Annotated in this window: 17 protein-coding genes and 1 pseudogene; 12 read left to right on the top strand and 6 right to left on the bottom strand. The window is 51.9% G+C overall.

Annotated features, from left to right (window positions below; translation table 11 throughout):
- Positions 1 to 2,445, top strand: coding sequence for a GcvT family protein (locus PsAD5_RS10140; protein ID WP_063292017.1), 2,445 nt, complete (start codon positions 1 to 3; stop codon positions 2,443 to 2,445).
- Between the two features lie 126 nt (positions 2,446 to 2,571).
- Positions 2,572 to 2,829 carry a hypothetical protein gene (locus tag PsAD5_RS10135; protein ID WP_057465187.1) on the top strand — a complete coding sequence of 86 codons (258 nt, stop codon included), beginning with the start codon at positions 2,572 to 2,574 and terminating at the stop codon, positions 2,827 to 2,829.
- Here the strand turns inward: PsAD5_RS10135 and PsAD5_RS10130 are convergent.
- Positions 2,826 to 3,821, bottom strand: coding sequence for a GlxA family transcriptional regulator (locus PsAD5_RS10130; protein WP_152986821.1), 996 nt, complete (start codon positions 3,819 to 3,821; stop codon positions 2,826 to 2,828). The genes PsAD5_RS10135 and PsAD5_RS10130 overlap by 4 nt on opposite strands.
- Positions 3,822 to 3,919: 98 nt before the next feature.
- Between PsAD5_RS10130 and PsAD5_RS10125 the strand changes: the two are divergent.
- The 7 genes and pseudogenes from PsAD5_RS10125 (at position 3,920) to PsAD5_RS10095 (ending at position 13,896) form a co-directional block, all read left to right on the top strand.
- Positions 3,920 to 5,174: pseudogene (locus PsAD5_RS10125) on the top strand (sarcosine oxidase subunit beta family protein).
- Between the two features lie 12 nt (positions 5,175 to 5,186).
- Positions 5,187 to 5,504: a sarcosine oxidase subunit delta gene (locus PsAD5_RS10120; RefSeq protein WP_057465189.1), complete on the top strand. Its 318-nt coding sequence runs from the start codon at positions 5,187 to 5,189 to the stop codon at positions 5,502 to 5,504.
- The gene (locus PsAD5_RS10115; protein WP_063292016.1) at positions 5,485 to 8,487 is read left to right on the top strand and encodes a sarcosine oxidase subunit alpha; all 3,003 of its coding nucleotides are present in this window, start codon (positions 5,485 to 5,487) and stop codon (positions 8,485 to 8,487) included. The genes PsAD5_RS10120 and PsAD5_RS10115 overlap by 20 nt, the downstream gene beginning before the upstream one ends.
- Positions 8,488 to 8,500: 13 nt before the next feature.
- Positions 8,501 to 9,013, top strand: a complete 513-nt coding sequence (locus PsAD5_RS10110) for a sarcosine oxidase subunit gamma (RefSeq protein ID WP_063292015.1) — start codon at positions 8,501 to 8,503, stop codon at positions 9,011 to 9,013.
- Positions 9,014 to 9,714: 701 nt separating this feature from the next.
- Positions 9,715 to 10,989, top strand: coding sequence for an aromatic ring-hydroxylating oxygenase subunit alpha (locus PsAD5_RS10105; RefSeq protein ID WP_063292014.1), 1,275 nt, complete (start codon positions 9,715 to 9,717; stop codon positions 10,987 to 10,989).
- A complete protein-coding gene (locus tag PsAD5_RS10100) occupies positions 10,986 to 12,116 on the top strand; it encodes a hybrid-cluster NAD(P)-dependent oxidoreductase (protein WP_063288614.1) in 1,131 nt (376 codons plus the stop codon). Before PsAD5_RS10105 ends, PsAD5_RS10100 begins: the two co-directional genes overlap by 4 nt.
- Before the next feature lie 133 nt (positions 12,117 to 12,249).
- On the top strand, positions 12,250 to 13,896 hold the full coding sequence (locus PsAD5_RS10095) for a BCCT family transporter (RefSeq protein ID WP_063292013.1): 1,647 nt from the start codon (positions 12,250 to 12,252) through the stop codon (positions 13,894 to 13,896).
- Positions 13,897 to 13,964: 68 nt separating this feature from the next.
- On the opposite strand, the gene PsAD5_RS10090 is transcribed toward PsAD5_RS10095, so the two are convergent.
- Positions 13,965 to 15,002, bottom strand: coding sequence for a GlxA family transcriptional regulator (locus PsAD5_RS10090; RefSeq protein WP_063288613.1), 1,038 nt, complete (start codon positions 15,000 to 15,002; stop codon positions 13,965 to 13,967).
- A 474-nt stretch (positions 15,003 to 15,476) separates the two neighbouring features.
- Between PsAD5_RS10090 and purU the strand changes: the two genes are divergently transcribed.
- Both purU and PsAD5_RS10075 read left to right on the top strand, forming a co-directional pair.
- Positions 15,477 to 16,334, top strand: coding sequence for a formyltetrahydrofolate deformylase (gene purU, locus PsAD5_RS10080; protein WP_063292011.1), 858 nt, complete (start codon positions 15,477 to 15,479; stop codon positions 16,332 to 16,334).
- A gap of 71 nt (positions 16,335 to 16,405) precedes the next feature.
- On the top strand, positions 16,406 to 18,967 hold the full coding sequence (locus PsAD5_RS10075) for a GcvT family protein (protein WP_063292010.1): 2,562 nt from the start codon (positions 16,406 to 16,408) through the stop codon (positions 18,965 to 18,967).
- Positions 18,968 to 19,093: 126 nt separating this feature from the next.
- On the opposite strand, the gene speB is transcribed toward PsAD5_RS10075, so the two are convergent.
- From speB to PsAD5_RS10055, 4 genes are read right to left on the bottom strand one after another with little or no spacing between them, the layout of a single operon-like run.
- On the bottom strand, positions 19,094 to 20,092 hold the full coding sequence (speB, locus tag PsAD5_RS10070) for an agmatinase (protein ID WP_063292009.1): 999 nt from the start codon (positions 20,090 to 20,092) through the stop codon (positions 19,094 to 19,096).
- A gap of 20 nt (positions 20,093 to 20,112) precedes the next feature.
- The gene (locus PsAD5_RS10065; RefSeq protein ID WP_063288608.1) at positions 20,113 to 21,393 is read right to left on the bottom strand and encodes a TRAP transporter large permease; all 1,281 of its coding nucleotides are present in this window, start codon (positions 21,391 to 21,393) and stop codon (positions 20,113 to 20,115) included.
- Positions 21,390 to 21,995, bottom strand: a complete 606-nt coding sequence (locus PsAD5_RS10060) for a TRAP transporter small permease (protein WP_063292008.1) — start codon at positions 21,993 to 21,995, stop codon at positions 21,390 to 21,392. The genes PsAD5_RS10065 and PsAD5_RS10060 overlap by 4 nt, the downstream gene beginning before the upstream one ends.
- A 60-nt stretch (positions 21,996 to 22,055) precedes the next feature.
- Complete coding sequence (locus tag PsAD5_RS10055) at positions 22,056 to 23,078, bottom strand: TRAP transporter substrate-binding protein (protein ID WP_057465200.1); 1,023 nt, start codon at positions 23,076 to 23,078, stop codon at positions 22,056 to 22,058.
- 142 nt (positions 23,079 to 23,220) lie between these two features.
- Between PsAD5_RS10055 and PsAD5_RS10050 the strand changes: the two genes are divergently transcribed.
- Positions 23,221 to 24,102 (top strand): LysR family transcriptional regulator, encoded by an 882-nt coding sequence (locus PsAD5_RS10050; RefSeq protein ID WP_057465201.1) that lies wholly within the window; start codon positions 23,221 to 23,223, stop codon positions 24,100 to 24,102.
- Positions 24,103 to 24,106 lie beyond the last annotated feature (4 nt).

Raw genomic sequence — 24,106 nt, 5'->3', positions numbered from 1 at the left:
ATGAAAGAATTGCCAAAAACGGCGAAGGCTGTGATCGTAGGTGGCGGCATTGTCGGGTGCTCGACCGCTTACCACCTTGCAAAACTGGGCTGGGATGTTGTTTTGCTTGAGCGGAAAAAACTGACGTCCGGCACGACTTTTCATGCTGCCGGGCTGGTTGGGCAATTGCGTTCAAATGCCAATATCACTCAACTCCTTGGGTATTCCGTTGATCTTTATAAGCGCCTTGAAGAGGAGACCGGACAGGCAACTGGTTGGAAGATGAATGGCGGCCTTCGCCTTGCCTGTAATCATGAGAGATGGACTGAGGTGCAACGTCAGGCCACGACTGCGCATTCCTTTGGTTTAGATATGCAGCTTCTGACACCTAAAGAAGCTCAGGATCTCTGGCCTTTGATGCAAGTCGATGATGTTATTGGCGCGGCTTATCTGCCAAGTGACGGCCAGGCAAATCCTTCGGATATAACATTGTCTCTTGCCAAGGGGGCTCGCTTGGCAGGGGCACAGATTTTTGAAGACACGAAAGTGCTGCGTGTTGATGTCGACAAAGGGGTAATCAGAGGCGTTGAAACCAGCCGAGGCCGGATTGACTGCGCTGTTGTCGTTGCCTGCTGCGGGCAATGGACGCGAGACTTTGCAAAGCATGTTGGTGTGAATGTGCCTTTGGTACCAATGCAGCATCAGTACATGGTCACCGAGCCGATACCTGGCGTGCCCAGAGATTTGCCAACGCTTCGAGATCCGGACCGACTGACCTATTACAAGGAGGAGGTCGGCGGCCTTGTTATGGGCGGATATGAAGCCAATCCCCTTTCCTGGGCCGAGGATGGCATTCCAAAAGACTTCCACTACACTTTGCTCGACAGCGACTTTGGGCACTTCGAACCATTGATGGAGCTTTCTCTTGGCCGGGTTCCGGCTTTGGAGACTGCAGGTATCAAAGAACTCATCAACGGACCAGAAAGCTTTACACCGGATGGCAATTTCATCATGGGTGAAGCTCCTGAACTCAAAAACTTTTACGTCAATGCGGGCTTTAATGCGTTTGGCATTGCCGCTGGCGGTGGCGCTGGAATGGCACTGGCAGAATGGATCGCAAAAGGCGAACCACCCTTTGATCTGTGGCCTGTCGACATTCGTCGTTTTGGACGTCCGCACTTTGATAGTGACTGGATACGTACACGGACAAAAGAAGCCTATGCCAAACACTACACAATGGCTTGGCCGAGTGAGGAGCATGAAAGCGGCCGTCCCTGCCGCAAATCACCGCTCTATGAGTTTTTGAAAGCAGATGGCGCGGTGTTTGGCGAAAAACTGGGATGGGAACGCGCCAACTGGTATGCAGATACTCAAAATGGAGAAGCTCAAAAAGACATCTATACGTTTGCAAGGCCCAATTGGCACGAACCTGTTGGCCGCGAACATAACGCAGCCCGCTCCTCTGCGGTGCTCTTCGACCAGACGTCCTTTGCGAAATTTACACTCAAGGGACCTGATGCAGTCGATGCGCTCAGCTGGATCGCGGCGAATGACGTAGATAAGCCGATCGGCTCACTGATCTACACGCAGATGCTCAACGATCATGGCGGTATTGAATGCGATCTTACCTGCGTGCGAATGGCAGAAGATGAGTATTACATTGTCACGGGAACAGGTTTTGCTACTCATGATTTCGATTGGATTTCCCGCAATATTCCAGAGGGCATGAATGTTCAGCTGGTAGATGTCACTTCGGCTTATGCTGTCCTTTCACTTATGGGTCCCAACTCTCGCGAGATCTTGAAACGTGTAACCCGTGATGACGTGAGTAATGATCATTTTCGGTTTGGCCAAGCTCACAAAATCGGCATTGCAGGCTGTCCTGTTCATGCGCTTCGAGTGACCTATGTTGGGGAGCTGGGCTGGGAACTGCATTTGCCGGTTGAGTATGCGACAACCGTCTATGCTGCGCTTCATGAAGCAGGACAGGAGTTTGGGCTGCGTAACGCTGGATACAGAGCTATTGAAACGCTGCGTTTGGAGAAAGGGTACAGGGCCTGGGGAAGCGACATAGGTCCCGATCATACCCCAGAAGAAGCTGGCCTTGGCTGGGCAGTGAAACTGAAGAGGAACATAGCCTTCAAAGGCCGTGGTGCCATTGAAGAACAACGAACACACGGTGTCAAAAAGATGCTGGCGACCTTTGTAACTGATGGCGACATCATATTGTCAGGCCGAGAAACGATTTATCGCGACGGTGTAAGGGTCGGCTGGCTATCATCCGGCGGTTTTGGTCATACCTTGCAAAAATCCATTGGCTTGGGCTATGTCCGCAATACCGATGGTGTCGATCGTGAGTTTGTTCTTGGTGGTAAATATGAGCTGGAAGTTGCAACAGAACGTGTGCCCTGTGACGTGCACTTAACGCCTTTGTATGATCCAAAGATGATACGCGTGAAAGCGTGATCCGGCTTCGGCTCTAACGATTATGCAAGGTTCTAATAGCGAGCTTCACAATAATACTGGTTTACAGAGAAACGTGGAGCTGACAAAACTTGGAGATAGGTTCAAACTGCATACTTCATTGAGGCCATGATTTACATCTTCATCATTTTTGGGGCTGCATTCGGATTGATTGCTGTTCCTCTAGGGTTTTTTATCGGCCTTCAGGTTTCGCCAATACTTGCGAATATTCTTCTGTTCCCCTTCATTACGGCCAGCTGGCTGCTGGATGTGCCTCTTGGAGAAATGTCCGGCCTGCTGCGCATCTGCCTCACAGTGCTGTCTTCAATTATCTGGGCAGGATTGTTTGGCTTTGTTGGTACACTGCTCAAGAAGAAGCCTTCTTAAGCGGTTAAGGAATTACGATATGCGCTTGCGGTCATGCCGGTGTGTTTCTGGAAGACCTTGTTAAAGTGGGATGCGTCAAAGAAGCCGGACCGTATGGCAACATCTGTGATGGTTGCCTCTGTTTCTCCCAGTAAGCGTTTGGCTTCTTCTACTCGTATATGACTGAGTGCTTCGGCTGGGGATTTACCAAGGTCAGACTTAAATTTCATTTCAAGGCTGCGCCGTCCAACGCCCAGCATCTTACAAAGCTGCTCTATGCTGCGCAGATTTTCCGTTTCCTGCTGCATCATCAACACTGCCCTTTGGATCAGATTATCTTTGGCTTTTAGTGACGTTGGCAGGAACGGCTGGGCTTTGCTGTCATCCTGAGCTTCATCCACCATCAGAATATGAAGGCTCTTGCGTGCTTGCCGCAGGCCGACATGACGCTCAACCAGATGGGCTGCAACATGCACTGCACTGGTTCCCCCTGAACAGGAAATACGGTCCCGGTCCACTACAAAAATGCGATCAGAGACTGGCTCCAATCCATCAAATTGCTCAAGGAAGTCCGTCCGGTGAAACCAGCTCACACAGCATTTATAACCGTTCATCAAACCGGCACGGTGCAGAATAAAACTACCAGTACACAAGCCGATCAAGGGCACGCCCTTCGACACAGCAGATTTCAGATAGTGCACATAGCGAAGATCAAGGCGTTCAATGTGGTCGATCAGCCCTCCAACAACCACCAGATAATCAAAATGAGCTGGATCGATCAAATTGGTATCAGGATGGATGCGCACGCCGCAACTGGCGCGGATGGGCTCCATATCAGGCGCGATGACGCTCCAGCTGCATAGAATTGGCCTGCTGCTGTCTCCTTCATCGGCAGAAAGGCGCAGGACATCAATAAAGCTGGCGAAGGCCGACAATGTGAACCGGTTGGCCAGAATGAAGCCAACATTGAGCGCTGGTCGGGGCTGCCGCTTGGTCCGTGTTGTGTTCTCCACCTGCACCTCCTGCGCAAAAATACCTCATAATATTCGCAAGGGTACCATACACAATTTTACATAGCGGGCAATCTCTCTTGAATTCCAAGGAGGTAGCCTTGTCAAAATTTTCCGCAATGTCGCTCCTGAAAGGAGCGCTCTCAGGCTATAAAAACGTTGAGCCTCAATGGCCTGACGCTGAGCTGAAAAGCGAATATGACGTCATCATCGTAGGTGCCGGTGGGCATGGCCTTGGGGCCGCCTACTATCTGGCAAAAGAACATGGCATCACCAATGTGGCGGTGATTGACAAGGGATGGCTTGGCGGCGGCAACACTGGCCGGAACACGACCATCATTCGCTCGAACTACCTTTATGATGAAAGTGCGCGCCTTTATGACCATGCCGTAGATCTATGGGATGGGCTTAGTCAGGACCTGAACTACAACGTCATGTTCTCGCAGCGCGGTGTGATGATGTTGGCGCACAATGTTCATGATGTGCAGAGCTTCAAGCGTCACATACACTCCAATCGTTTGAACGGCGTTGATAATGTCTGGCTCACTCCTGAACAGGCCAAAGAAAAGTGCCCGCCCCTCAACATCGCGGCCAACGCACGTTATCCGGTGATGGGAGCCGCGTTTCAGCAACGTGGCGGGACGGGCACGGCATGACGCGGTGGCTTGGGGGTATGCACGCGCTGCTGCGGCAAGAGGCGTTGATATTATTCAGAACTGTCCAGTTCTTTCTATCGAACGAGGAGCAGACGGGTCCGTTACAGGCCTTCAAACTGCACGTGGTTTTGTAAAGGCTAAAAAGATAGCGGTTTCTGCAGCTGGCGGAACCTCTGTGGTGATGGATACTGCCGGTGTGCAACTTCCTCTTGAAAGCTATCCTCTTCAGGCGCTTGTGTCTGAACCTGTTAAGCCGATCTTTCCTCAAGTGGTGATGTCCAACAGTGTACACGCTTATATCAGCCAGTCTGACAAGGGCGAGCTGGTGATTGGTTCTGGAACAGATCAGTATGTTTCTTACTCTCAACGCGGTGGCTTGCCGTTGATTGAGCATACGCTTGCTGCAATCTGCGAAGTGTTCCCGATTTTCCGCCGTATGCGCATGCTGCGCAAATGGGGCGGTGTGGTTGATGTGACGCCTGACCGTTCTCCGATCCTTGGAAAGACCCCTGTGCAAGGCCTCTACCTCAATTGTGGTTGGGGTACGGGCGGCTTCAAGGCAACGCCGGGCTCTGCGCATGTTTTTGCGCACACAATTGCAAAAGATGAACCTCACCCTATCAATGCGCCGTTTACGCTCTCGCGTTTTGAAACAGGTCGTTTGATTGATGAAGCAGCAGCTGCTGCCGTGGCGCACTAAGGAGGCAGCCTGATGCTCTTAATCCACTGTCCTTATTGCAAGGAAAAGTTGCCTGAGTTGGAATTTGAATATGCCGGGCAAGCGCATATCGCACGCCCGGAAAATCCAGCTGAGCAAACAGATGCTGAATGGCGCGACTATCTGTTCATTCGCTCCAATGTACGCGGAGATCATGCCGAGCAATGGCGACACTCACATGGTTGTGGGCGTTATTTCAACGCTCTGCGGAACACTGTGAGCGACAAATTCATCGCCACCTATGAGATTGGACAGGCCTGCCCGACTAGCCACGCAGAAGGTGAAGAGAACAATGAACAACTGGAGAGTTGACGGCAAAGGCCGCATCAATCGCGACAAGCGTGTTCGCTTCACTTTTGATGGCGTTTCCTACCAAGGATATGAAGGCGATACGGTTGCCTCTGCCCTGCTTGCCAACGGCGTTCATCTGATGGGACGTTCGTTTAAGTATCACCGTCCGCGTGGTCCTGTGACAGCCGGATCAGAAGAGCCAAACGCGTTGATTGGAACGTCCCGCTCTGGTGCAGGTCGCTTTGAACCAAACACCCGCGCTACTGTTCAGGAGCTTTACGAAGGGCTGACCACTGTTAGCCAGAACAAGTGGCCAAGCCTGAACTTTGATGTGGGAGCGGTGAACGACAAGCTCCACAAGCTGTTTGCAGCCGGGTTCTACTACAAGACATTCATGTGGCCAAAGAGCTTCTGGGACAAGGTTTATGAGCCTGTTATCCGCGCGTCTGCCGGATTGGGCGTCTCCCCAACCGAACCGGATGCTGACACCTATGCCTCGCGCTATCTGCATACGGAACTGCTGATTGTTGGTGCTGGTCCTGCAGGGCTTGCAGCTGCTTTAACGGCAGCTCGCAATGGAACGGATGTAGTCCTCGTCGATGAGAACCGGGAGCATGGAGGTTCCCTGCTTTCGGAGGCTCCATCTGCCATTGATGGAAAGAGCACCGAGAGCTGGCTTGCGGCAGTTATTGCTGAGCTTGAAGCCTGCGACAACGTTCGTATCATGACCCGTGCGACTGCCATTGGCTATTACCACGAGAACATGGTGGGCGTTGCTGAAAAGCTCACAGATCACATGGAATACCCGCCTGCAAATGCTCCACGAGAACGAATGTGGCGTATTCGGGCGCAAGAGGTCATTCTTGCTCAAGGTGCACTTGAGCGCCCGTTGGTGTTTGATGGCAATGATCGCCCCGGTGTGATGATGGCAGGTGCGGCGCAGACCTATCTCAACCGCTATGGCGTTAAGGTTGGCAATGCTGCTGTTGTGGTTACTTCCCACGATTCAGCCTGGTACGCCGCTTTTGACCTTGCTGATGCGGGTGTGAAAATCCCAGCGATTGTTGATGTGCGCACCACTGTGAATGACTACTTGCAATCGGAGGCCCAAAAACGCGGCATAGCGGCGAAGGTGGGCCACAGTGTAACGTCAGTAAGCGGGACAAAGCGCGTCTCCAGCGTGAAAGTCGGCAGGATTTCTGGCGATCAGCACGTTACAGACATCATTTCCATCCCTTGCGATGCAGTTTTGATGAGTGGTGGGTGGACCCCGTCCCTTCACTTATTCTCTCACACCAAAGGCAGTTTGCATTGGGATGAAGAGAATGAAGTCTTCTTGCCTGGTGAGCGGACCGAACGGTGCCATATCGCTGGTGGTGGGCGTGGGTTATGGAGCCAGCAGGCCGCTTTTGATGATGGTGTGCATGCAGCTCAGCAAGCTTTGACTTCATTGGGACAGAATGCACCAGGTCTTTCCGTTGATGTTGATGGGGATCGAGCAGGCTCTGGTATTGTTATGGAAGAGCTGCCAAGCAACGATGACAAGCTGGCGCGCCGGGCTTTTGTTGATTTTCAGAACGATGTGACAGCCAAAGATATTCGCCTCGCTGTGCGCGAAGGTATGCTCTCCATTGAGCACGTAAAACGCTTTACGACCAATGGCATGGCGACCGATCAGGGCAAGATGTCAAACATGAACGGTTTGAAGATCGCTGCTAATGAACTTGGGCGCCCTACTCCCAAGGTTGGCCTGACTACATTCCGTCCGCCTTATACACCCACGACATTTGGAACGTTTGCAGGCTATCACAAGGATGAGCTGTTTGAAGTAACGCGCAAGACCAACATTGATAGTTGGGCGGAAGAGAACGGTGCTGTGTTTGAGCCGGTCTCCTTGTGGCGCCGTGCGTGGTATTACCCCAGGGCTGGTGAAGATATGCACGCGGCGGTGACGCGGGAATGCAGAGAGACGCGCGCTTCTGTCGGCATGTTTGATGCCTCTACTCTCGGCAAGATTGAAGTTGTCGGGCCGGATGCTGCCGAGTTCATGAACCGGATGTATACCAATCCATGGACAAAGCTGGCATCTGGTCGGTGTCGCTATGGTCTGCTTCTGGGTGAAGATGGTTTCATTCGGGATGATGGTGTTATCGGGCGGATCAGTGAAGACCGCTTCCATGTGACGACAACAACTGGTGGTGCAGCGCGTGTTTTGACCATGATGGAGCACTTTTTACAGACCGAATGGCCTGATCTGGATGTCTGGCTCACATCTACGACCGAGCAATGGTCAACCATTGCGCTGAATGGACCAAATGCTCGTAAGGTGCTGGAACCATTTGTAAAAGGTACAGATCTTTCTGCTGAAGCCTTCCCGCATATGGCGCTTCGTGAGTGCACTGTGGGTGGTTTTGAAGCGCGTCTCTTCCGCGTCAGCTTTACTGGTGAACTGGGTTTTGAAGTGAACGTTGCATCTGAGCATGGGCGCACGCTTTGGGAGATGCTTTCTCAGGAAGGCAAGAAGTACGACATGTGTGTCTATGGCACTGAAACTATGCATGTTTTGCGGGCAGAAAAAGGCTTTATCATTGTTGGGCAGGACACCGATGGCACTGTTACGCCAGCGGATGCAGGTCTGACCTGGGCCATTGGCAAGAAGAAGCCAGACTTTGTCGGCAAGCGTTCCTTGACGCGGCCTGATATGTTGTTGCCAAACCGAAAGCAACTGGTTGGTCTTTTGACGGAAGATCCAAATGTTGTGCTGGAGGAAGGCGCGCAGATTGTTGAGAGCGGTGACACTGCTATCCCTGCTAAGATGTTGGGGCATGTGACGTCTTCGTACTGGAGTGAAGCACTGGGGCGTTCCATTGCTATGGCTTTGATTGAAGGTGGTTTTGAGCGGAATGGCACCTCAATAGATATTCCAATGCCAGGTCAAACCCATCGTGCAACTGTCAGCGGGACCGTGTTTTACGATCCTGATGGCGACCGGATTAAGATGTAAGGGAGTGGCACACATGGCTTTCAATAGTACAGTCGAAACACTGCCAGCAATGGGCCGTTTTAGTTTGCGTTGTAAGCGCGAAAACACCGTTGCTATGTCAAAAGCACTCGGTTTTGAGCTGCCCTCATCCATCAGCGAGACTGGTCAGTCAGGCGACTTGTTCGCCCTAAAATTGGGGCCGGATGAGTGGATGCTGACCTGTCCAATGGAGGCGCGTTCAGAAATCGAGCAATCATTGGCTGCGATCTATCCGGACGCTGTTCATAGTCTGACAGACATTTCCAGTCGGGAAGTTAGTATCCGAATTTCAGGTCCTGAAGCTGAGGAGCTGCTCTCTACGTCCTGTCCACGAAACCTTGCGGAGCTGAAGAATGGTCGTGGGGTGCGGACTATTTTTGATAGTGTGCAGGTGATCCTGACACGAGAAGAGCAAAACCAGTTTCGGCTGGATGTTTGGCGATCGTTTGTGCCCCATGTGATGGGGCTGCTGACGGTAGCTGTTGCGGAGTTTGAATGCGGCCTTTAGGGCCGCATTTTTCTTGAGCGCATTTATCCTGCTTCTCTTCAAATTTATTTGAGCTTTTGCTCACGCCTCCTGCGGATCAGCCCGACGTTTTCGTCAGATGCCTAAGCATTTTCTGCAGCATTTCTGCCCAGAATCTCTGTCATTCAACCTATCAATTCACCGTGTGGTTGAGGCTGTCTTGAATTTGCAGCGGGAGCAACGTAGAGGCGTCGCATTTTTACTGTCAATGTGCCTCAAACTTCCTGCCTCCATGAGATTAATTCGAACTAGATTTCCTGATTACTCTCGAGTTTCACGGACCTGACGCAAAGAAACTGCCCATGAAATTTTAGAGAACTGTCACACTGTAAGAGGGAGGCTTAAAGTGTATCAGTCAGCATTTTCCAATGCTTGTGCGAAACACAGGCCTTGCCGACAATCGACGAACTCCTGGCTCGTCTGTGCTGAGCCAGCTTCAGTTCATTCTACCGGTTTTGATCATGTGTGGCTGAATTCAAGTCATGCCTCTTTGGTGTTCTCTGAATTCTCTTTAACAAACTACGCTAAGCCTCTTTACAAGCGCGCTAATTCCAAATCACTTCATACTGAAGTGATTGACGTTCTATCGACTTGTTCTTCACGATCAGGCCAGACACCTGATCATCTCAGCAACCTGCACCGGTCAACTTCCCAGGCATCATTTTAAGCCGAGGTATCTGAACATGAGCGTTCCGTCTTACATTCAAGATCTTATAGCTCACCGCGAAAAGGGCAAAAGCCTCAACGCCCCCTTCTATAGTGCTCCCGACATTCTTGATCTGGACATGGAGGTCTTCTTTCGCAAACACTGGATTTTCGTAGCTGTCGAACCTCAGCTTCCGGAACCGGGCGATTGCATTACCGTTGAAATCGGCAAGACATCCGTCCTGCTTTTGCGCGGCGATGACATGTACATCCGCGGCTTTCATAACATCTGCCGGCATCGTGGTGCGAAGCTCATTGATGAGCCTGAGGCCACAATCGGCAACATTGTTTGCCGCTATCATGGGTGGACATATAACGAGGATGGCGAACTCATTCTGGCCGAGCATATGGGCAAGGACTTTGACAAGACCTGTCATGGTCTGAAGACCGTTCATGTGCGCTCAATTGCAGGTCTCATCTTCATTTGCCTTGCGGAGAACCCTCCGGAAGACATTGAAGAGATGGCGCAGATCATGGAGACCTATATTGCGCCTCATGATATTGCCAACTGTAAGGTGGCCTACACGGCTGATCTGATTGAAGAAGGCAATTGGAAGCTGACGCTTGAGAACAACCGTGAGTGTTATCACTGCGAAGGCACTCATCCGCAGCTCACCGTTCCACTCTCCGAGTTTGGTTTTGGCTTTTCGCCTGATGAAATGGATGAGCGGCGCACGGCTGACGTCAACAAGTATCTTTCTTTGCTTGAGAGCGAGCATAAGCGCTGGGAGGCCGCCGGCCTACCTTCTGCCGAGGTGGACAAGTTGGCCAACGCCACCAGCTTCCGTTGCATTCGCCTGCCTTTGATGGGCGAAGGCGAGTCCCATACTCTGGACACCAAGATCGCCAGCAAGAAGCTGCTTGGAAACTTCAAGGACGCCAAGCTTGGTGGCTTGAGCTTCTGGCATAATCCCAACTCCTGGCACCATTTCATGAGTGATCACATCGTGACCTTTGCTGCTTTCCCGTTGTCGCCGGACCGTACGCTGGTGCGGACCACGTGGCTGGTGCACAAGGATGCGATTGAGGGAGAAGATTACAACCTCGACAATCTGAAGCAGGTCTGGATGATGACCAACCAGCAGGATGCGGATCTGGTGCGGTTGGCACAGCTTGGCAGTGAAGACCCTGCTTATGAGCAAGGCCCATACTCGGAATACACAGAGCCTCATGTGGAAGCACTTTGTGACTGGTATATTGAACGCCACAAAGCGCACATACCTGCCGGTGATGTTGAAATGGCGGACGCATGACTCAGAACGTAACTTTTGATGATCTGAAGACCGTCACGGACTACGATGAAGAACACTTCACCGAAGCGACCCGGATCCCCATGTGGGATCCGGAGGTGGATGATGTTCTGGTCTGCCGACAAGTGCGGCAGGAAACGCATGATGTGAAGACGTTCCTGTTTTCTGCGCGTGAACCTCGAGTTTTCAGGTTCTATCCCGGCCAGCACATGACCTTCGAGCTTCCGGTCGAAGGCATGATCATGCGCAGTTACACAATTTCCGCTTCTGCTGCGCGGCCCTATCGTGTTGAGATCACGGTCAAACGGGTGCCGGGTGGTCCGGGCTCCAACTGGCTTTTGGACAACATGCTGCCGGGCAAGGAAGTGAATGTCTCTGGCCCTGCTGGTGAGTTCACCACGGATGCCACGCAGGAAGAGAAGCTGTTATTCATTTCAGCAGGCAGTGGCATCACCCCCATGATGTCAATGACCCGTACGGCCTGTGATCTTGCCGAGCCGACAGATCTGCATTTTATTCATGCTGCACGCACACCTGCGGATATCATCTTTAGACATGAACTGGAGTTGCTGGCTGCACAAAACCCTGCCTTCAAGCTCTCATTTACTTGCAGCACGACATCTGGATACAACAGCTGGAGCGGGTTTGAGGGTCGTTTGAGCCTTCAGATGCTATCACTTATGTCGCCAGACTTTAAAGACAGGAAGATCCTATGTTGCGGCCCTGCCCGTTTCATGGAAGGCGTGCAAAACATGCTGCAGGAAGCAGGCTTCGACATGGCTAATTACCATGAAGAAAGCTTTGACTTTGGGGCTGAGACAGCTGGTACCTTTGAGGATCAGATTTCTGCGCCGGAAATCAGCGACCAAACCTATCGGGTCACCTTCACCAAGACCGGACACGTGGTTGAGTGTGGGCCGGGCATGACAATCCTTTCTGCTGCGCGTGAAGCTGGCATTTTACCGATGGCATCCTGCCAACGCGGTATTTGTGGTACATGCAAATCTCAACTGGTTTCGGGTGAAACCGACATGCAACATGGCGGAGGCATTCGAAAACGAGAAATTGATCAGGGTAAAATCCTGATTTGCTGCACAACACCTTTGTCAGACATTGAAGTGGACCTTTAGTGTTTGGCACTCCCCCATCCATTGATAAGTGACAATAAAAAAGTGTATCTAAATCAATAAGAACGATAAGAAGGGTCCAGCCCAAGGATCTCTCCTGACCACAAGATAGACGGTCCAACACAGGAGAAGCTTCATGACTGATTTACGCAATTCCGACCGGCCTCCGGCGGATATTATGAATAGTCCATCGGACGACATGGCAGACTCGGATTACAGTCTTGGCCAAGATAACATTGAAGGAAAATTTGGACCCATTGGGTTTGACATTCACAATCCAGTATTCGCTATTTCAGCTTTAGCTGTCGTTGCATTTGTTGCCTACACCTTACTTTTGCCAGAGCAAGCAAACTCCGTTTTCAGCACGCTCTTTTCTACTGTCACGAAGAGCTTTGACTGGTTCTTTATTGGCGCTGCCGACATTTTTGTTATCCTCTGCCTTGTAATCGTGGTGAGCCCTTACGGCAAAGTGCGCCTTGGTGGCAAGGAAGCTACGCCGGACTTCAGCTATCTGAGCTGGTTCTCCATGCTGTTTGCAGCTGGTATGGGCATCGGATTGATGTTCTACGGTGTTTCTGAACCGATCAGCCACTTTGCCTCCTCATTGGGTGGCACAACTGTTGGTGCTGATGGCGTGCGAACCGATTGGGCGCCGCTTGGTGCAGCTGCCACACAGGAAGAAGCGATCCGTCTGGGTATGGCTGCCTCTATCTTCCACTGGGGTCTACACCCATGGGCGATTTATGCTGTTGTTGGATTGAGCCTGGCGTTCTTCAGCTACAACAGAGGCTTGCCGCTGACAATCCGCTCTGCTTTTTATCCGATTTTCGGCGAACGTGTTTGGGGTTGGCCGGGACATATCATCGATATTCTTGCCGTTTTCGCAACCCTGTTTGGTCTCGCAACCTCTCTTGGTCTGGGCGCTGTTCAGGCGAACTCCGGCCTCAACAAGCTGTTTGGCATGCCAATTGACAGCACATGGCAGGTCATACTGATTGCTGCAATCACTGCGATTGCGCTTGTCTCCGTTGTGCGCGGTCTTGAAGCGGGTGTGAAGCTGCTTTCCGAAATCAACATGGGACTGGCTGCTCTGCTGGTGCTCTTTGTTGTTATTGCGGGTCCGGGCCTGATCTTGCTGCCAGATGCTCTGAACTTCCTCGGCGCTTATTTGCAGTATCTTCCTGCACTTTCCAGCCCGGTTGGTCGTGAAGATGTCAACTTCATGCAGGGTTGGACATCCTTCTACTGGGCTTGGTGGATTTCCTGGTCACCTTTCGTGGGCATGTTCATCGCCCGTGTCAGCCGTGGTCGTACTGTTCGTGAGTTCCTGATTAGCGTTCTGCTCATTCCATCATTGGTATGCGTGCTTTGGATGTCCATCTTTGGTGGTGCTGCGATCAACCAGATTGTCAATGATGGCTACACTGCTGTTCAGCAAGCTGCGCTGCCAGTTCAGCTGTTCACAATGCTGGAAGCTATGCCATGGGCAACAATCACAAGCTTTGTCGGTATCGTGCTTGTGATCGTCTTCTTTGTCACCTCTTCCGATTCCGGTTCTTTGGTGATTGATACGATTGCTGCAGGCGGCAAAGTGGATGCGCCGGTTCCTCAGCGTGTGTTCTGGTGTCTGTTTGAAGGCTTGATTGCGATCGTGCTGCTGCTTTCTGCAGGCGGACTGAAGTCTTTGCAGTCCATGGTGATCTCCACCGGACTGCCTTTCACAATCGTCTTGCTTATCATGTGTGTTGCAATTTGGAGAGGACTTGCAAGCGAGCCGCGCTAGGTTATCGCGATAACTTAGCCTCTTAACTTTCAATGCCGCCGCAACCTTTCAGGTTCGGCGGCATTTTTTTAGGCGACTTTCTCTTCTGTCACAGAGACGCGTCGTAAGACCTGCGGCGTACAACTGTACCGGCGGCGGAACATGCGGCTGAGGTGGGATGAATCGCAAAAACCACAATCAACCGCAATTTGTGCAACAGATTTTTGGCTTTTCTCGATCAAGTGGCGCGCCAAATCCAACCGAATATTGAGGAAAGCAACCTGTGGCGATGTTTCCAAAGACAGGCGGAAGTAACGTTCTATCTGGCGCTTGCTCTTGCCCATGCGCTGCGCAATTTCCTGAATGGAGATCGGCGTGTCAATGTTTTGCTGCATGATGTGCAGAGCGCGCTGTACAATGGGGTTTTGAGTTTTCAGATCAAGCGGGATGCCGGGTTGAGGCTTTTCGGCCTGATGGGCATCATCAATGATCATGATGTGCAGGCTTTTATTGGCATGTGCGCGGCCTACATGTTTGTCCACCAGATAGGCGGCAAGATGGGCGGAACTTACACCACCTGCGCAAGTGAGACGGTCACGATCAACGACGAAGATCTGGTCGGTGACCGGATCAAGGCCATCAAACTGCTCTTTAAAATCAGAGTGGCTGAACCAACTGACGCAGCTTTTGTAGCCGTCCAGCAGTCCGGACCGATGAAGCAAAAACGCACCGGTACACACGCCCACAAGGGGAATTCCGGCGGCGGCAGCTTCTTTCAGGAAGTTTTGATAGGCCGGGCTGAACTCCGTACTCTCATCAATGAGACCGCCCACAACAACGATGTAGTTGAAACGTCGCGGATCTCCTAGTCGCTCTTTGGGGTGAACTGAGACGGCGCTGCTGGATGGGATTGGGTCCATGGTGTCTGACAGGACGGTCCAATTGCACAGGATCGGGCGACTTCGGTCCCCCTCATCTGCCGCGAGGCGCAGGACATCAACGAAGTTGGCAAATGCGCAAAGGGTGAAGCGTTTGGCGAGAATGAACCCAACAGAAAGACGGGTCTTTTCCTGCTTGGAAACTGGTTTACGCAAAGCGTTGGTCGGATGCGATAGTGCCTGTGTCATACGAGATGCTTCTCTTTATATTCAGGCCGACAAACTGCAATGATTACATTGCCTGTCTGCGGGCCTGAGCCCATCCAATCCAGGTCAGTTTTAGCGTGTCTTCAGCGGCATATTTTTCCAGTTGGTCTGACCATGCTGGCCTGCGTCTTTCTCGAATTTCGTCATCATGCCCAGTCTCCTAACCTGCGTTAGGAGGCCGGATTTATGGGCTTTGGCGACCACGCTTAAGCCCATGCAGTATTTATACTTAATTTGAGTCAGCTTGGCTACGCATTCCATCTGCACTCGCATAAAAATTGATCAGACGTGATGTGTTGATGGATGCTCAATCAAATGTCGTAGGGGTAATCCCTATCTGACGCAAATCTCCTATTTATGAGCGTAAAACCTCTCCAAATTGATAGTTTGAAGACGCGAAGAGTTCAGCGAAACGCTTTGTTTCATTTGAGATTTTGATTGGGAGAGACCTGTTTAGTGAGTGATACATCCTTCATCCTTCGCTTCACCTGTGTGGATCAGCCGGGCATTGTCTCGACAGTGACGTCAGCTCTGGCTGCTCGCGGTGCAAATATTGTTGAGGCGAACCAGTTTTGTGATCGCAAGACAAACCAGTTCTTCCTGCGGGTTGCCGTGCGTGTGCCTGAGCACATCGACAAAGCAGCGCTTGAGCTGGCCCTGTCACCCGCCGTTGACCGGTTTAAAATGCGGCTGAAGGTGGAAGATTTCTCACGTCGTCCCAAGGTCATCATCATGGTCTCCAGATTTGACCATGCGCTGCTGCATCTGCTTTACCAGATCAAAGTGGGTTGGCTTGATGCTGATGTTGTCGCCATTGTGTCCAACCACGCGGACAGCCAAGGCGTTGCGGACCACGAGGGGATCCCGTTTTATCACTGGCCTATCACCAAGGCGAACAAGCTTGAGCAGGAAGCCAAGCTGAGTGATCTTATTGAAAAAACGAATGCGGAACTGGTTATCCTTGCGCGCTACATGCAGGTGCTGAGCGATGAGATGTCCAGCAAGTTCTTTGGCATGATCATCAACATCCACCATTCGTTCCTGCCAAGCTTCAAAGGGGCAAAGCCTTATCATCAGGCTCATGATCGCGGAGTGAAGCTGATTGGAGCGACCGCTCACTATGTGACACCGGATCTGGATGAAGGTCCGATCATCGAGCAGGAAACTGAACGGGTGACGCATGGCATGACGGCGGAAGACTTTGTGGCTGCAGGCCGGGATATTGAATCCCGCGTTCTTGCACGAGCCGTCAAATTTCATCTGGAGGGCCGCGTCATGCTGAACAACAACAGCACAGTGGTCTTTACCTCCTAGCGGCCACTTCCCCAAACCCAACACGGCTCTGTCAACGCACCGAGAATTCATAGAAGTAAAGGATCGAAAACATGTCCGCATTTCCTAACAAAGCGAAAGTTGTGATTGTTGGCGCTGGCGGCATTGTTGGAGCTTCCGTCATCCATCATCTCATTGAAAATGGCTGGGACGATATTGTCGGCATCGACAAATCCGGCATTCCGACAGACATCGGATCGACAGCTCACGCTTCTGATTTCTGTTATGCCACCAGCCACGATCTTTTGACCTGCTGGACCACCATGTACTCCATGGATTTTTACGAGAAGATGGGTCATTACGCCCGTATCGGTGGGTTGGAAGTTGCGCGTGTGGGTGATGATGAGCGCATGGGCGAGCTCAAGCGCCGGGTGGATTCAAGCAAAGCCTTTGGCACCAATGTGAGCATCATCAGTGCTGCTGAAGCCAAAGAGAAATTCCCGCTTTTGGAAGAAGATCAGATCCAGGGAGCCTTGTGGGATCCTGATGCCGGTCTTGTTGTTCCGCGCTCTCAAACTGTTGCTGGCAAGCTTATTGATCTGGGTGAAGCGACCGGGAAGCTCAAGATCTTTGCCAACACATCGGCGCTGGAGCTCATCACAGATAATGGCCGTATCACGGGGGTGAAGACAGAGCGCGGGACCATCCATGCTGACCATGTTGTGGTGTGTGCTGGCCTTTGGGGGCGCCTTATTGCGGAGATGGCTGGCGAAGATTTGCCTGTCATGCCAGTGGACCATCCCCTCACTTTCTTCGGCCCTTACAATGAGTTTGAAGGCACTGGCGCTGAGATCGGCATGCCTTTGCTGCGGGATCAGGGCAACTCTGCCTATATGCGTGATACGGGTGATCCGAAGAGTACCGAGGGCGGGCAGATTGAATGGGGCTACTATTACGAGGAAAATCCTCGCCTTGTGCATCCGCGTGACATTTTGGAAAAAGAGCAGGCTCGTCTGTCTCCCTCCCAGCGAGATCTGGTGCTTGAGGATGTGATTGAGCCGCTGGAAAAGGCGATGGAGCTGACGCCGGTTCTGGCTGAGCTCGGATTCAATGAAAGCCATTCCTTCAACGGGCTTTTACAAGCCTCTGTTGACGGTGGTCCATCCATGGGAGAAAGCCGGAAGTTGCGCGGGCTTTGGTATGCTGTCGGCATCTGGATTAAAGACGGTCCTGGCATGGGCAAGCTGATTGCTGACTGGATGACCTATGGCAAAACCCATGTGGACCATAACTCGGTGGACTTTTCCCGCTTCAACGAGTTCCAGCTCAAGGAGCAGTACATCCATGACCGGTGCTGGGAGACTGCGAAGAAGATCTACAATCCACCTGTTCATCCCCGCGAACCTTTCGCCAATGCCCGTGGTATCCGTCGTTCACCGTTTTATGAGCGGGAAGTTGAGCTTGGGGGCTACTTCATGGAGCTTGGAGGCTGGGAACGTGCCCATGGCTATGCCGCCAATGAGCACTTGCTAAACAAGCATGGCAACCGTGTGCCTGAGCGTGAGAACGAATGGGACAAGCGCCATTTCTGGCGTGTTTCCAATGCTGAACATCTGGAGATGAGTGAGGATTGCGGCATCATCAATCTCTCCCATTTTCACATGACTGACATTTCGGGTCCAGATCACGTTAACCTGATGGAATGGCTGTGCGCAGCCAAAATTGGCGGTGACAAGAATATTGGCAAAGGCATTTACACGCATATGCTGGATGATGATGGCCATGTGCGGGCCGATTTCACGGTGTTTCGTATGGAAGACCTGTGCCGACTGGTGAATGGAGCAGATGCTGGACCGCGTGATCTTGTCTATATGCAGCGTGTTGCAGATGATAATGGCTGGAATGTCTCCATCACAGATGTGAGTGAGGATTACACGACCATTGGTATCTGGGGGCCAAACGCTCGTGAAAACCTGCAGAAGGTCGTTGAGGACCCTGACGCACTTACATCTGAAAACTTCCCGTTTGCGGCTATTCGCGAGATCACCATTGCTGGCAAAACCGTCTCTGCTTTCCGCATCTCTTATGTGGGTGAGCAAGGGTGGGAGCTGCATATGCGCTATGAAGACGGTTTGGCTGTCTGGGATGCTTTGCGCGAGATCGGCGTGATTGCGGTGGGTGTCGAGACCTATGCAAACTCGCGGCGACTGGAGAAGTCATTACGCTTGCAAAATGCAGACCTGCACACGCAGTACAATCTTTTTGAAGCCGATCTCTCCCGGCCAAAGGTGAAAGCCGCAGACTTTCGCGGCAAAGACAAGCATGTGGAGTACCGCGCCCGTGAGGCTCAACCTGCCATGTTGTGTACGCTGGTGATGACCGACAATACCGATAAAGACGGCGTTGCGCGGTACCCCGTTGGCAACCTGCCTATTATGCATCCGGACACAGGCGAGACGCTCATGGATGAACTGGGACGGCGGTCTTATACAACATCCATTGCTTATGGACCGAGCATCGGCAAAAACATCGCCCTCGCCTATCTGCCGCAGGAATACTGCGAGGAAGGGCGACAGCTGGAGGTGTCCTACTTCGATGAAATCTATCCGGTTGAAGTCGCCGGAGTGGGATATGCGCCGCTCTACGACCCGGAAAACCTGAAGCCTCGAAGCTAAATTGTGCGTTGAGCACGCAAAGATTTGAAGAAATGCAATGGCCCCGGATCTGATTAAGATCCGAGGCCATTTTCTTGTCGTGCACAGTGTTAACTCGCGCCGCGATGGGCGTCGTTTCTATCGGCTTTAAGCAGTTTCAGTTTCTGGTGTGCTTACCGCGGCTTTCTTGTTGTGAAAGATGAAGCCGATGAAGTTCAAAAGAAGCTGGGCTGCAAGAATTTGCGTGGATTCAGATGGGTCATAGGCAGGAGCTACTTCCACAAGGTCCATGCCAACCACGTCACCGCGCTTGCTGAGGCCCTGCAGAATTTCAAGCACGTCGTAATACTGGAAGCCACCGTGACTTGGGGTACCCGTACCGGATGCGATGGACGGGCAGAAGGCGTCGATATCGACTGTCACATAGTAACGCGCGCCTGCCGGAATGCGTTCCAGTACAGCTTCTGCTCCCAGCTCGCGCACCTGACGGACCGACAGGATGTCAGAGCCTCTTGCGCGGGCATCGTCATACCCTTCCTTAGCGGTGGAGGATACATTGCGAATACCCAGCTGGGTCATTCCTGAGACATACTCTTTCTCAATCGCACGGCGCATAGGATTGCCGTGGCCTTCCGTCACGCCATGGCGTTCATCAACGAAATCAAGGTGTGCGTCGATCTGGATTACATGGATCGGGCCTTTTTCAGCACAATCTTCTTCGAAAGCACGGATGCATGGGATGTTGATTGAATGGTCACCGCCAATCACCACAGGCAGAGCACCTGCATCGAGGATTTTCTTGACCCCAAACTCGATGTTCGCATGGCTTTCAATGGTCTTGGTGTGGATGATGTCCGCGTCTCCAATATCAACGATACGGACATCGCTGCTGAGATAGGTGGCGTCATCTTCATGATCGTACGCACCGGCATGGCCGAATGAAAACAGCGTGGACGCTTCGCGCACGGAACGTGGTCCAAAACGTGCGCCTGAGCGCCATTGTGCGCCAAAGTCAAACGGTGCACCCAGAACCGCTACATCCGCATCAATTTGATCCCAATCCGACACATACTCTTTTTTTCCAAAAGTCGAGATTCCAACGAATGGTAGGTTGAGGCGCCCGGATTTATAGCCGTGATCAGACATATTTCTTCTCCGTTAGTTCATTATCTGTAGGCGAGTTCTGGCAAGAACAACGCAATTTGTGGGAATGCCATCACAAGCCCTGTTGTCAGCAGCAAGATCAGCAAGAATGGGGGAACTCCGCGGACAACATCCACAAATGGTCGGCGGAAAACAGCAATTGCCGTGAACAGATTGCATCCGAATGGCGGCGTGGCGGCTCCAATGGCAACCTGCAGGGTGATGAGTACTCCAACCAGCACCGGATCAAGACCCGTCGATTTGATCAGTGGGGCAAAGATTGGCACCAAAATCAAAATTACCACGATGGAGTCGACAAACATGCAGCCGATGAAGAACGCCAAAATGATCGCCGTCAGCGTCATTATCGGTCCAGCTTCATTCAGCCCGAGCGAACTGATGATTGTCTGAGGCACCTGTGCGAAGGATAGGGTCCAGGAGAAGGCCGCGCCCGCTGCGATCAGGATGAACACCACCGAGGTGATGGCCCCCGTTGACAGAGCAATATCTGGCAGATCACGCAGACGGATGGATCTGAAGATCAAGGCTTCCAGAACAACGGCGTACAGCACACAGATGGCCGCAGCTTCTGTTGGTGAAAAGACACCGCCATAAATTCCACCGACGATGATCAATGGGAAGCCCATGGGCCAGAGTGCGCGCCTTACCGCATCAAACCGCTCTCCCCAGTCAGACCTTTCCAGTACGGGGATGTCGTGTCTGTACGCATGCCACATGCAATAGGCAGAAAAGAACACCACGATGATGAGGCCCGGAACGATGCCAGCGATGAAAAGCTGCGAGATCGATGTGCCGGACACAACACCATAGATGATCATGCCGATAGATGGCGGAATGAGATAAGCCAGATCAGCCGCGTTGACGATCAACCCAATGGTGAAGCTATCTGAATAGCCTGACTTCAACATACGTGGCCGCATCGCACCGCCAACCGCAACAACGGTTGCTTGCGTAGAGCCACAAACCGCCCCGAACAGTGCGCAGGCACTGGTTACCGAGATGGCCAGCCCGCCCTTGATGTGCCCCATAAAGCGCATCACCACATCAATCAGACGATCAGCAGAGTGCCCGCGTGTGATGATATCAGCGGCAAGGATGAACATTGGGACTGCGACCAAGGCAGAGGGTTTGACCCCACCTATCATCTGCTGGACCAGTATCTGCGGACTAAAGTTTGGGAAGTAGATCAGGAACCCGATAAAGGCTGCCGAGATCAACGGCATTTTCATTGGGAATCCGAACAGCAGCAGAACGACCATGACCGTTAGCATGAGCTCTGTCATTTTGCGGTCTCCTCTTCCTTCTCAACGAAGCGCGCAACTGCGGCGGCCGTTTCCGGATCCTCATAACTGTCGACCTCCAGATAGGAGACGTAGATTTCCTCTTCCGACAGATCGAGGTTTCGCAAAGCTGTTAAGAGATATTGGAGGGTTGCTAAGCCCAACCCGATAACCACCCAGATGTAAGTTAGATAAAGCGGCACCTGCAGCGCAGGCGTAACCCGGCCCCGACTGGCAACTTTCGCCACATATTCAACGGCATACCAGGTCAGCGTCGCCATCATGGTTGCGGTTGTTATGGTGATCAAAATCATCAGGATCTTGCGAAGCTTCTGAGGCAGAGCATCATAGATGGCCGACATGCGGATATGGATGCCCTTTCGTGTGGCGTAACCCAGCCCCATGAAGGTGATGATAACGATCAGAAACTCATTGAGCTCTTCGGAGAAATAGATCGACTGGTGAAAGACATAGCGCCCGAACACATTTGCGATGGTGTTGACGGCCATGGCGATAACGCCCCAACTGAGGATGAAGACCTCAATCTTGCTAATCACACCGTCAACTTTCCCGAGGAGCTTAAAGGGGACAGAACGGGGTTCCATCTTTACCCTCCTCCAGTGTACCCACACCCCACCTTCAGAGATGAGATGTGGGACTTCCTATTATTGATGAGTTGATGCAATCTCAGTTTTCAGGGCCTTCAACAGCTCTTCGCCGCGAGATCCGGCAGCGTCTACATAGGCACTGGCCGTTGCTTCACTGCGAGCGCGGAAGACGTTGCGTTCTTCTTCTGAGAGGACCACCAGATTGATTTCAGGCTTGTTCGTCTTAATGGTGTCGAGACGTTTCTGGTTGAAGTCAGAGACCACACCATCAATGAAACCTGACATTCCAGCCATTGTTTCTTTAACAAGCTTTTGACGGTCTGGAGAGAGTGTGTCGAACCAGTCAGTTCCGGCAACAACGGTGGTGACGAGTTCCTGCTCGCCAGCCCAGATCAGGTAATCCGTAACCTCATAGAACTTCATCTCTTCGATGGTTGGAACAGGGTTTACCTGACCGTCTACCGCACCAAGCTGCAGAGCGCCAAAAACCTCACCAAATGGCAGCGGTGTTGGGCTCGCACCCATGTTCTTGTAGGTCTCCAATAAAATCGGAGAGACCATAACGCGCATTTTGAAGTTGGAGAAGTCATCCGGATTGCGGATTTCTTTGTTGGTGGTCCAGACCTGAGGTCCTTCTGAATACATGGTCAGGACTTCCAGGCCACGCCTGCGGAAATCCTCATTCAGATCACCGTAAATGGTCTCAGAGTTGTTCAGAATGTTTGAGACTGCTTTGGCATCAGATGGAAAGAGATATGGCAGCAGAAAAATCTGACTTTCCGGGACGATGGTGCCCAGATTACCGATGGATACGTTGGTGAACTGGATGAGGCCATCCGTCGCCTGCTCTACCGTATCCGTTGGTGTGCCAAGCGTTCCCATCGGGTAGATCGTGATGGTCACGTCCCCATCGGTCTTGGTTTCAATACGCTTCTTAAACTCCTGTGCATAGGCATCCATGATGGAGCCTGGAATTTCCTCGATGGCGAATTTCCAGTCTTCTGCATAAGCGCTTAGCGGGACTGTGCCCAGAACCATTGCAGCTGTTAGTGTCTTTAGCGATTTAAGAATTGAGTTCATTTCATCCTCCCACAGAACTAGTTCCCAATCTTCCTCGCCGCTAGCACACTAGATGTTGAACCTAGAAAAAATATCAAATAAGTTATGTTTACATGAAATATATCAATGTAATTAAATTATCTGAGAACAGGAAGATCATTAGATGAAACTTCTCCGAAACAATCTGCTCGAAGCATTTTGTGCTGTCGTGGAATGTGGCGGTTTTTCTGAGGCGCAGTTCAGGCTGGGTATATCTCAATCGGCGATCAGCTGCCGCATCCGGGATCTGGAACTTGCGCTTGGATATCGCGTCTGTGAGCGCGGTCGCAGTGGTTTCCAACTCACTGAACGCGGTAAGATCGCCTATGAGAAAGCGTGCGAAATTATCCGCCTTGTTGAGGATTTCGACGCTGAACTGCTTGAGTTGCGTGGGACGATTACCGGACAGCTGCGCATTGGCATTGTCGACACGGTGATCAGCCTTCCGGGGTTTCCGCTAGTCCCTGCGTTGCAGCGGTTTTTCTCAAAGGAGAACGACGTCAATCTGGAGCTGGTTGTTGCCTCTCCGAATGACTTGAAAGAAGGGCTGATTACGGGAAGTCTGCATATCGCGATCGCACCGTTTAAACGAAAGCGCGATGAGCTTGAATACATCAAAGTCTGCAGCGAAAATCACTATATGTACTGCGGTCAGGCGCATGACTTGTTTGCATGTGAAACCGATGAAATCTCGCCGGACATCCTGAACAATCATGCCGTTTGTCAGCGTTCCTACGACATGATCGTTGCACGGGATGCCAAGGCCCCAGAGCCCAAAGCGATTGTCACGAATATGGAAGCAGCCGCGGCTCTCATTTTGAGTGGGAAGTTCCTCGGTGTCCTCCCCGATCACTACGCCACCCAATGGGTCAACACCGGCGAAATGCGCCTTCTGGAACATCCAGATCTGACCTGGACATCAGAGTTTTACATCGCCTCACGCAAATCCCAAGCGCACAGACAAGCGGTCGAGTGGTTCATCAAGGCCTTGCTGCATGGATTGTAGGCGT

The sequence above is a fragment of the Pseudovibrio sp. Ad5 genome (assembly GCF_001623095.1).
Lineage (GTDB): Bacteria > Pseudomonadota > Alphaproteobacteria > Rhizobiales > Stappiaceae > Pseudovibrio.
Note: the sequence above shows the minus strand (reverse complement) of the source record. Positions and strands in the feature narration are given on the sequence as shown.

Bases quoted from the DNA above. Each gene is read 5' to 3' on its own strand.
- PsAD5_RS10140 (WP_063292017.1), top strand. From the start codon at position 1: ATGAAAGAATTGCCAAAAACGGCGAAGGCTGTGATCGTAGGTGGCGGC.
- PsAD5_RS10135 (WP_057465187.1), top strand. From the start codon at position 2,572: ATGATTTACATCTTCATCATTTTTGGGGCTGCATTCGGATTGATTGCT.
- PsAD5_RS10120 (WP_057465189.1), top strand. From the start codon at position 5,187: ATGCTCTTAATCCACTGTCCTTATTGCAAGGAAAAGTTGCCTGAGTTG.
- PsAD5_RS10115 (WP_063292016.1), top strand. From the start codon at position 5,485: ATGAACAACTGGAGAGTTGACGGCAAAGGCCGCATCAATCGCGACAAG.
- PsAD5_RS10110 (WP_063292015.1), top strand. From the start codon at position 8,501: ATGGCTTTCAATAGTACAGTCGAAACACTGCCAGCAATGGGCCGTTTT.
- PsAD5_RS10105 (WP_063292014.1), top strand. From the start codon at position 9,715: ATGAGCGTTCCGTCTTACATTCAAGATCTTATAGCTCACCGCGAAAAG.
- PsAD5_RS10100 (WP_063288614.1), top strand. From the start codon at position 10,986: ATGACTCAGAACGTAACTTTTGATGATCTGAAGACCGTCACGGACTAC.
- PsAD5_RS10095 (WP_063292013.1), top strand. From the start codon at position 12,250: ATGACTGATTTACGCAATTCCGACCGGCCTCCGGCGGATATTATGAAT.
- PsAD5_RS10090 (WP_063288613.1), bottom strand. From the start codon at position 15,002: ATGACACAGGCACTATCGCATCCGACCAACGCTTTGCGTAAACCAGTT.
- PsAD5_RS10075 (WP_063292010.1), top strand. From the start codon at position 16,406: ATGTCCGCATTTCCTAACAAAGCGAAAGTTGTGATTGTTGGCGCTGGC.
- speB (WP_063292009.1), bottom strand. From the start codon at position 20,092: ATGTCTGATCACGGCTATAAATCCGGGCGCCTCAACCTACCATTCGTT.
- PsAD5_RS10065 (WP_063288608.1), bottom strand. From the start codon at position 21,393: ATGACAGAGCTCATGCTAACGGTCATGGTCGTTCTGCTGCTGTTCGGA.
- PsAD5_RS10060 (WP_063292008.1), bottom strand. From the start codon at position 21,995: ATGGAACCCCGTTCTGTCCCCTTTAAGCTCCTCGGGAAAGTTGACGGT.
- PsAD5_RS10055 (WP_057465200.1), bottom strand. From the start codon at position 23,078: ATGAACTCAATTCTTAAATCGCTAAAGACACTAACAGCTGCAATGGTT.
- PsAD5_RS10050 (WP_057465201.1), top strand. From the start codon at position 23,221: ATGAAACTTCTCCGAAACAATCTGCTCGAAGCATTTTGTGCTGTCGTG.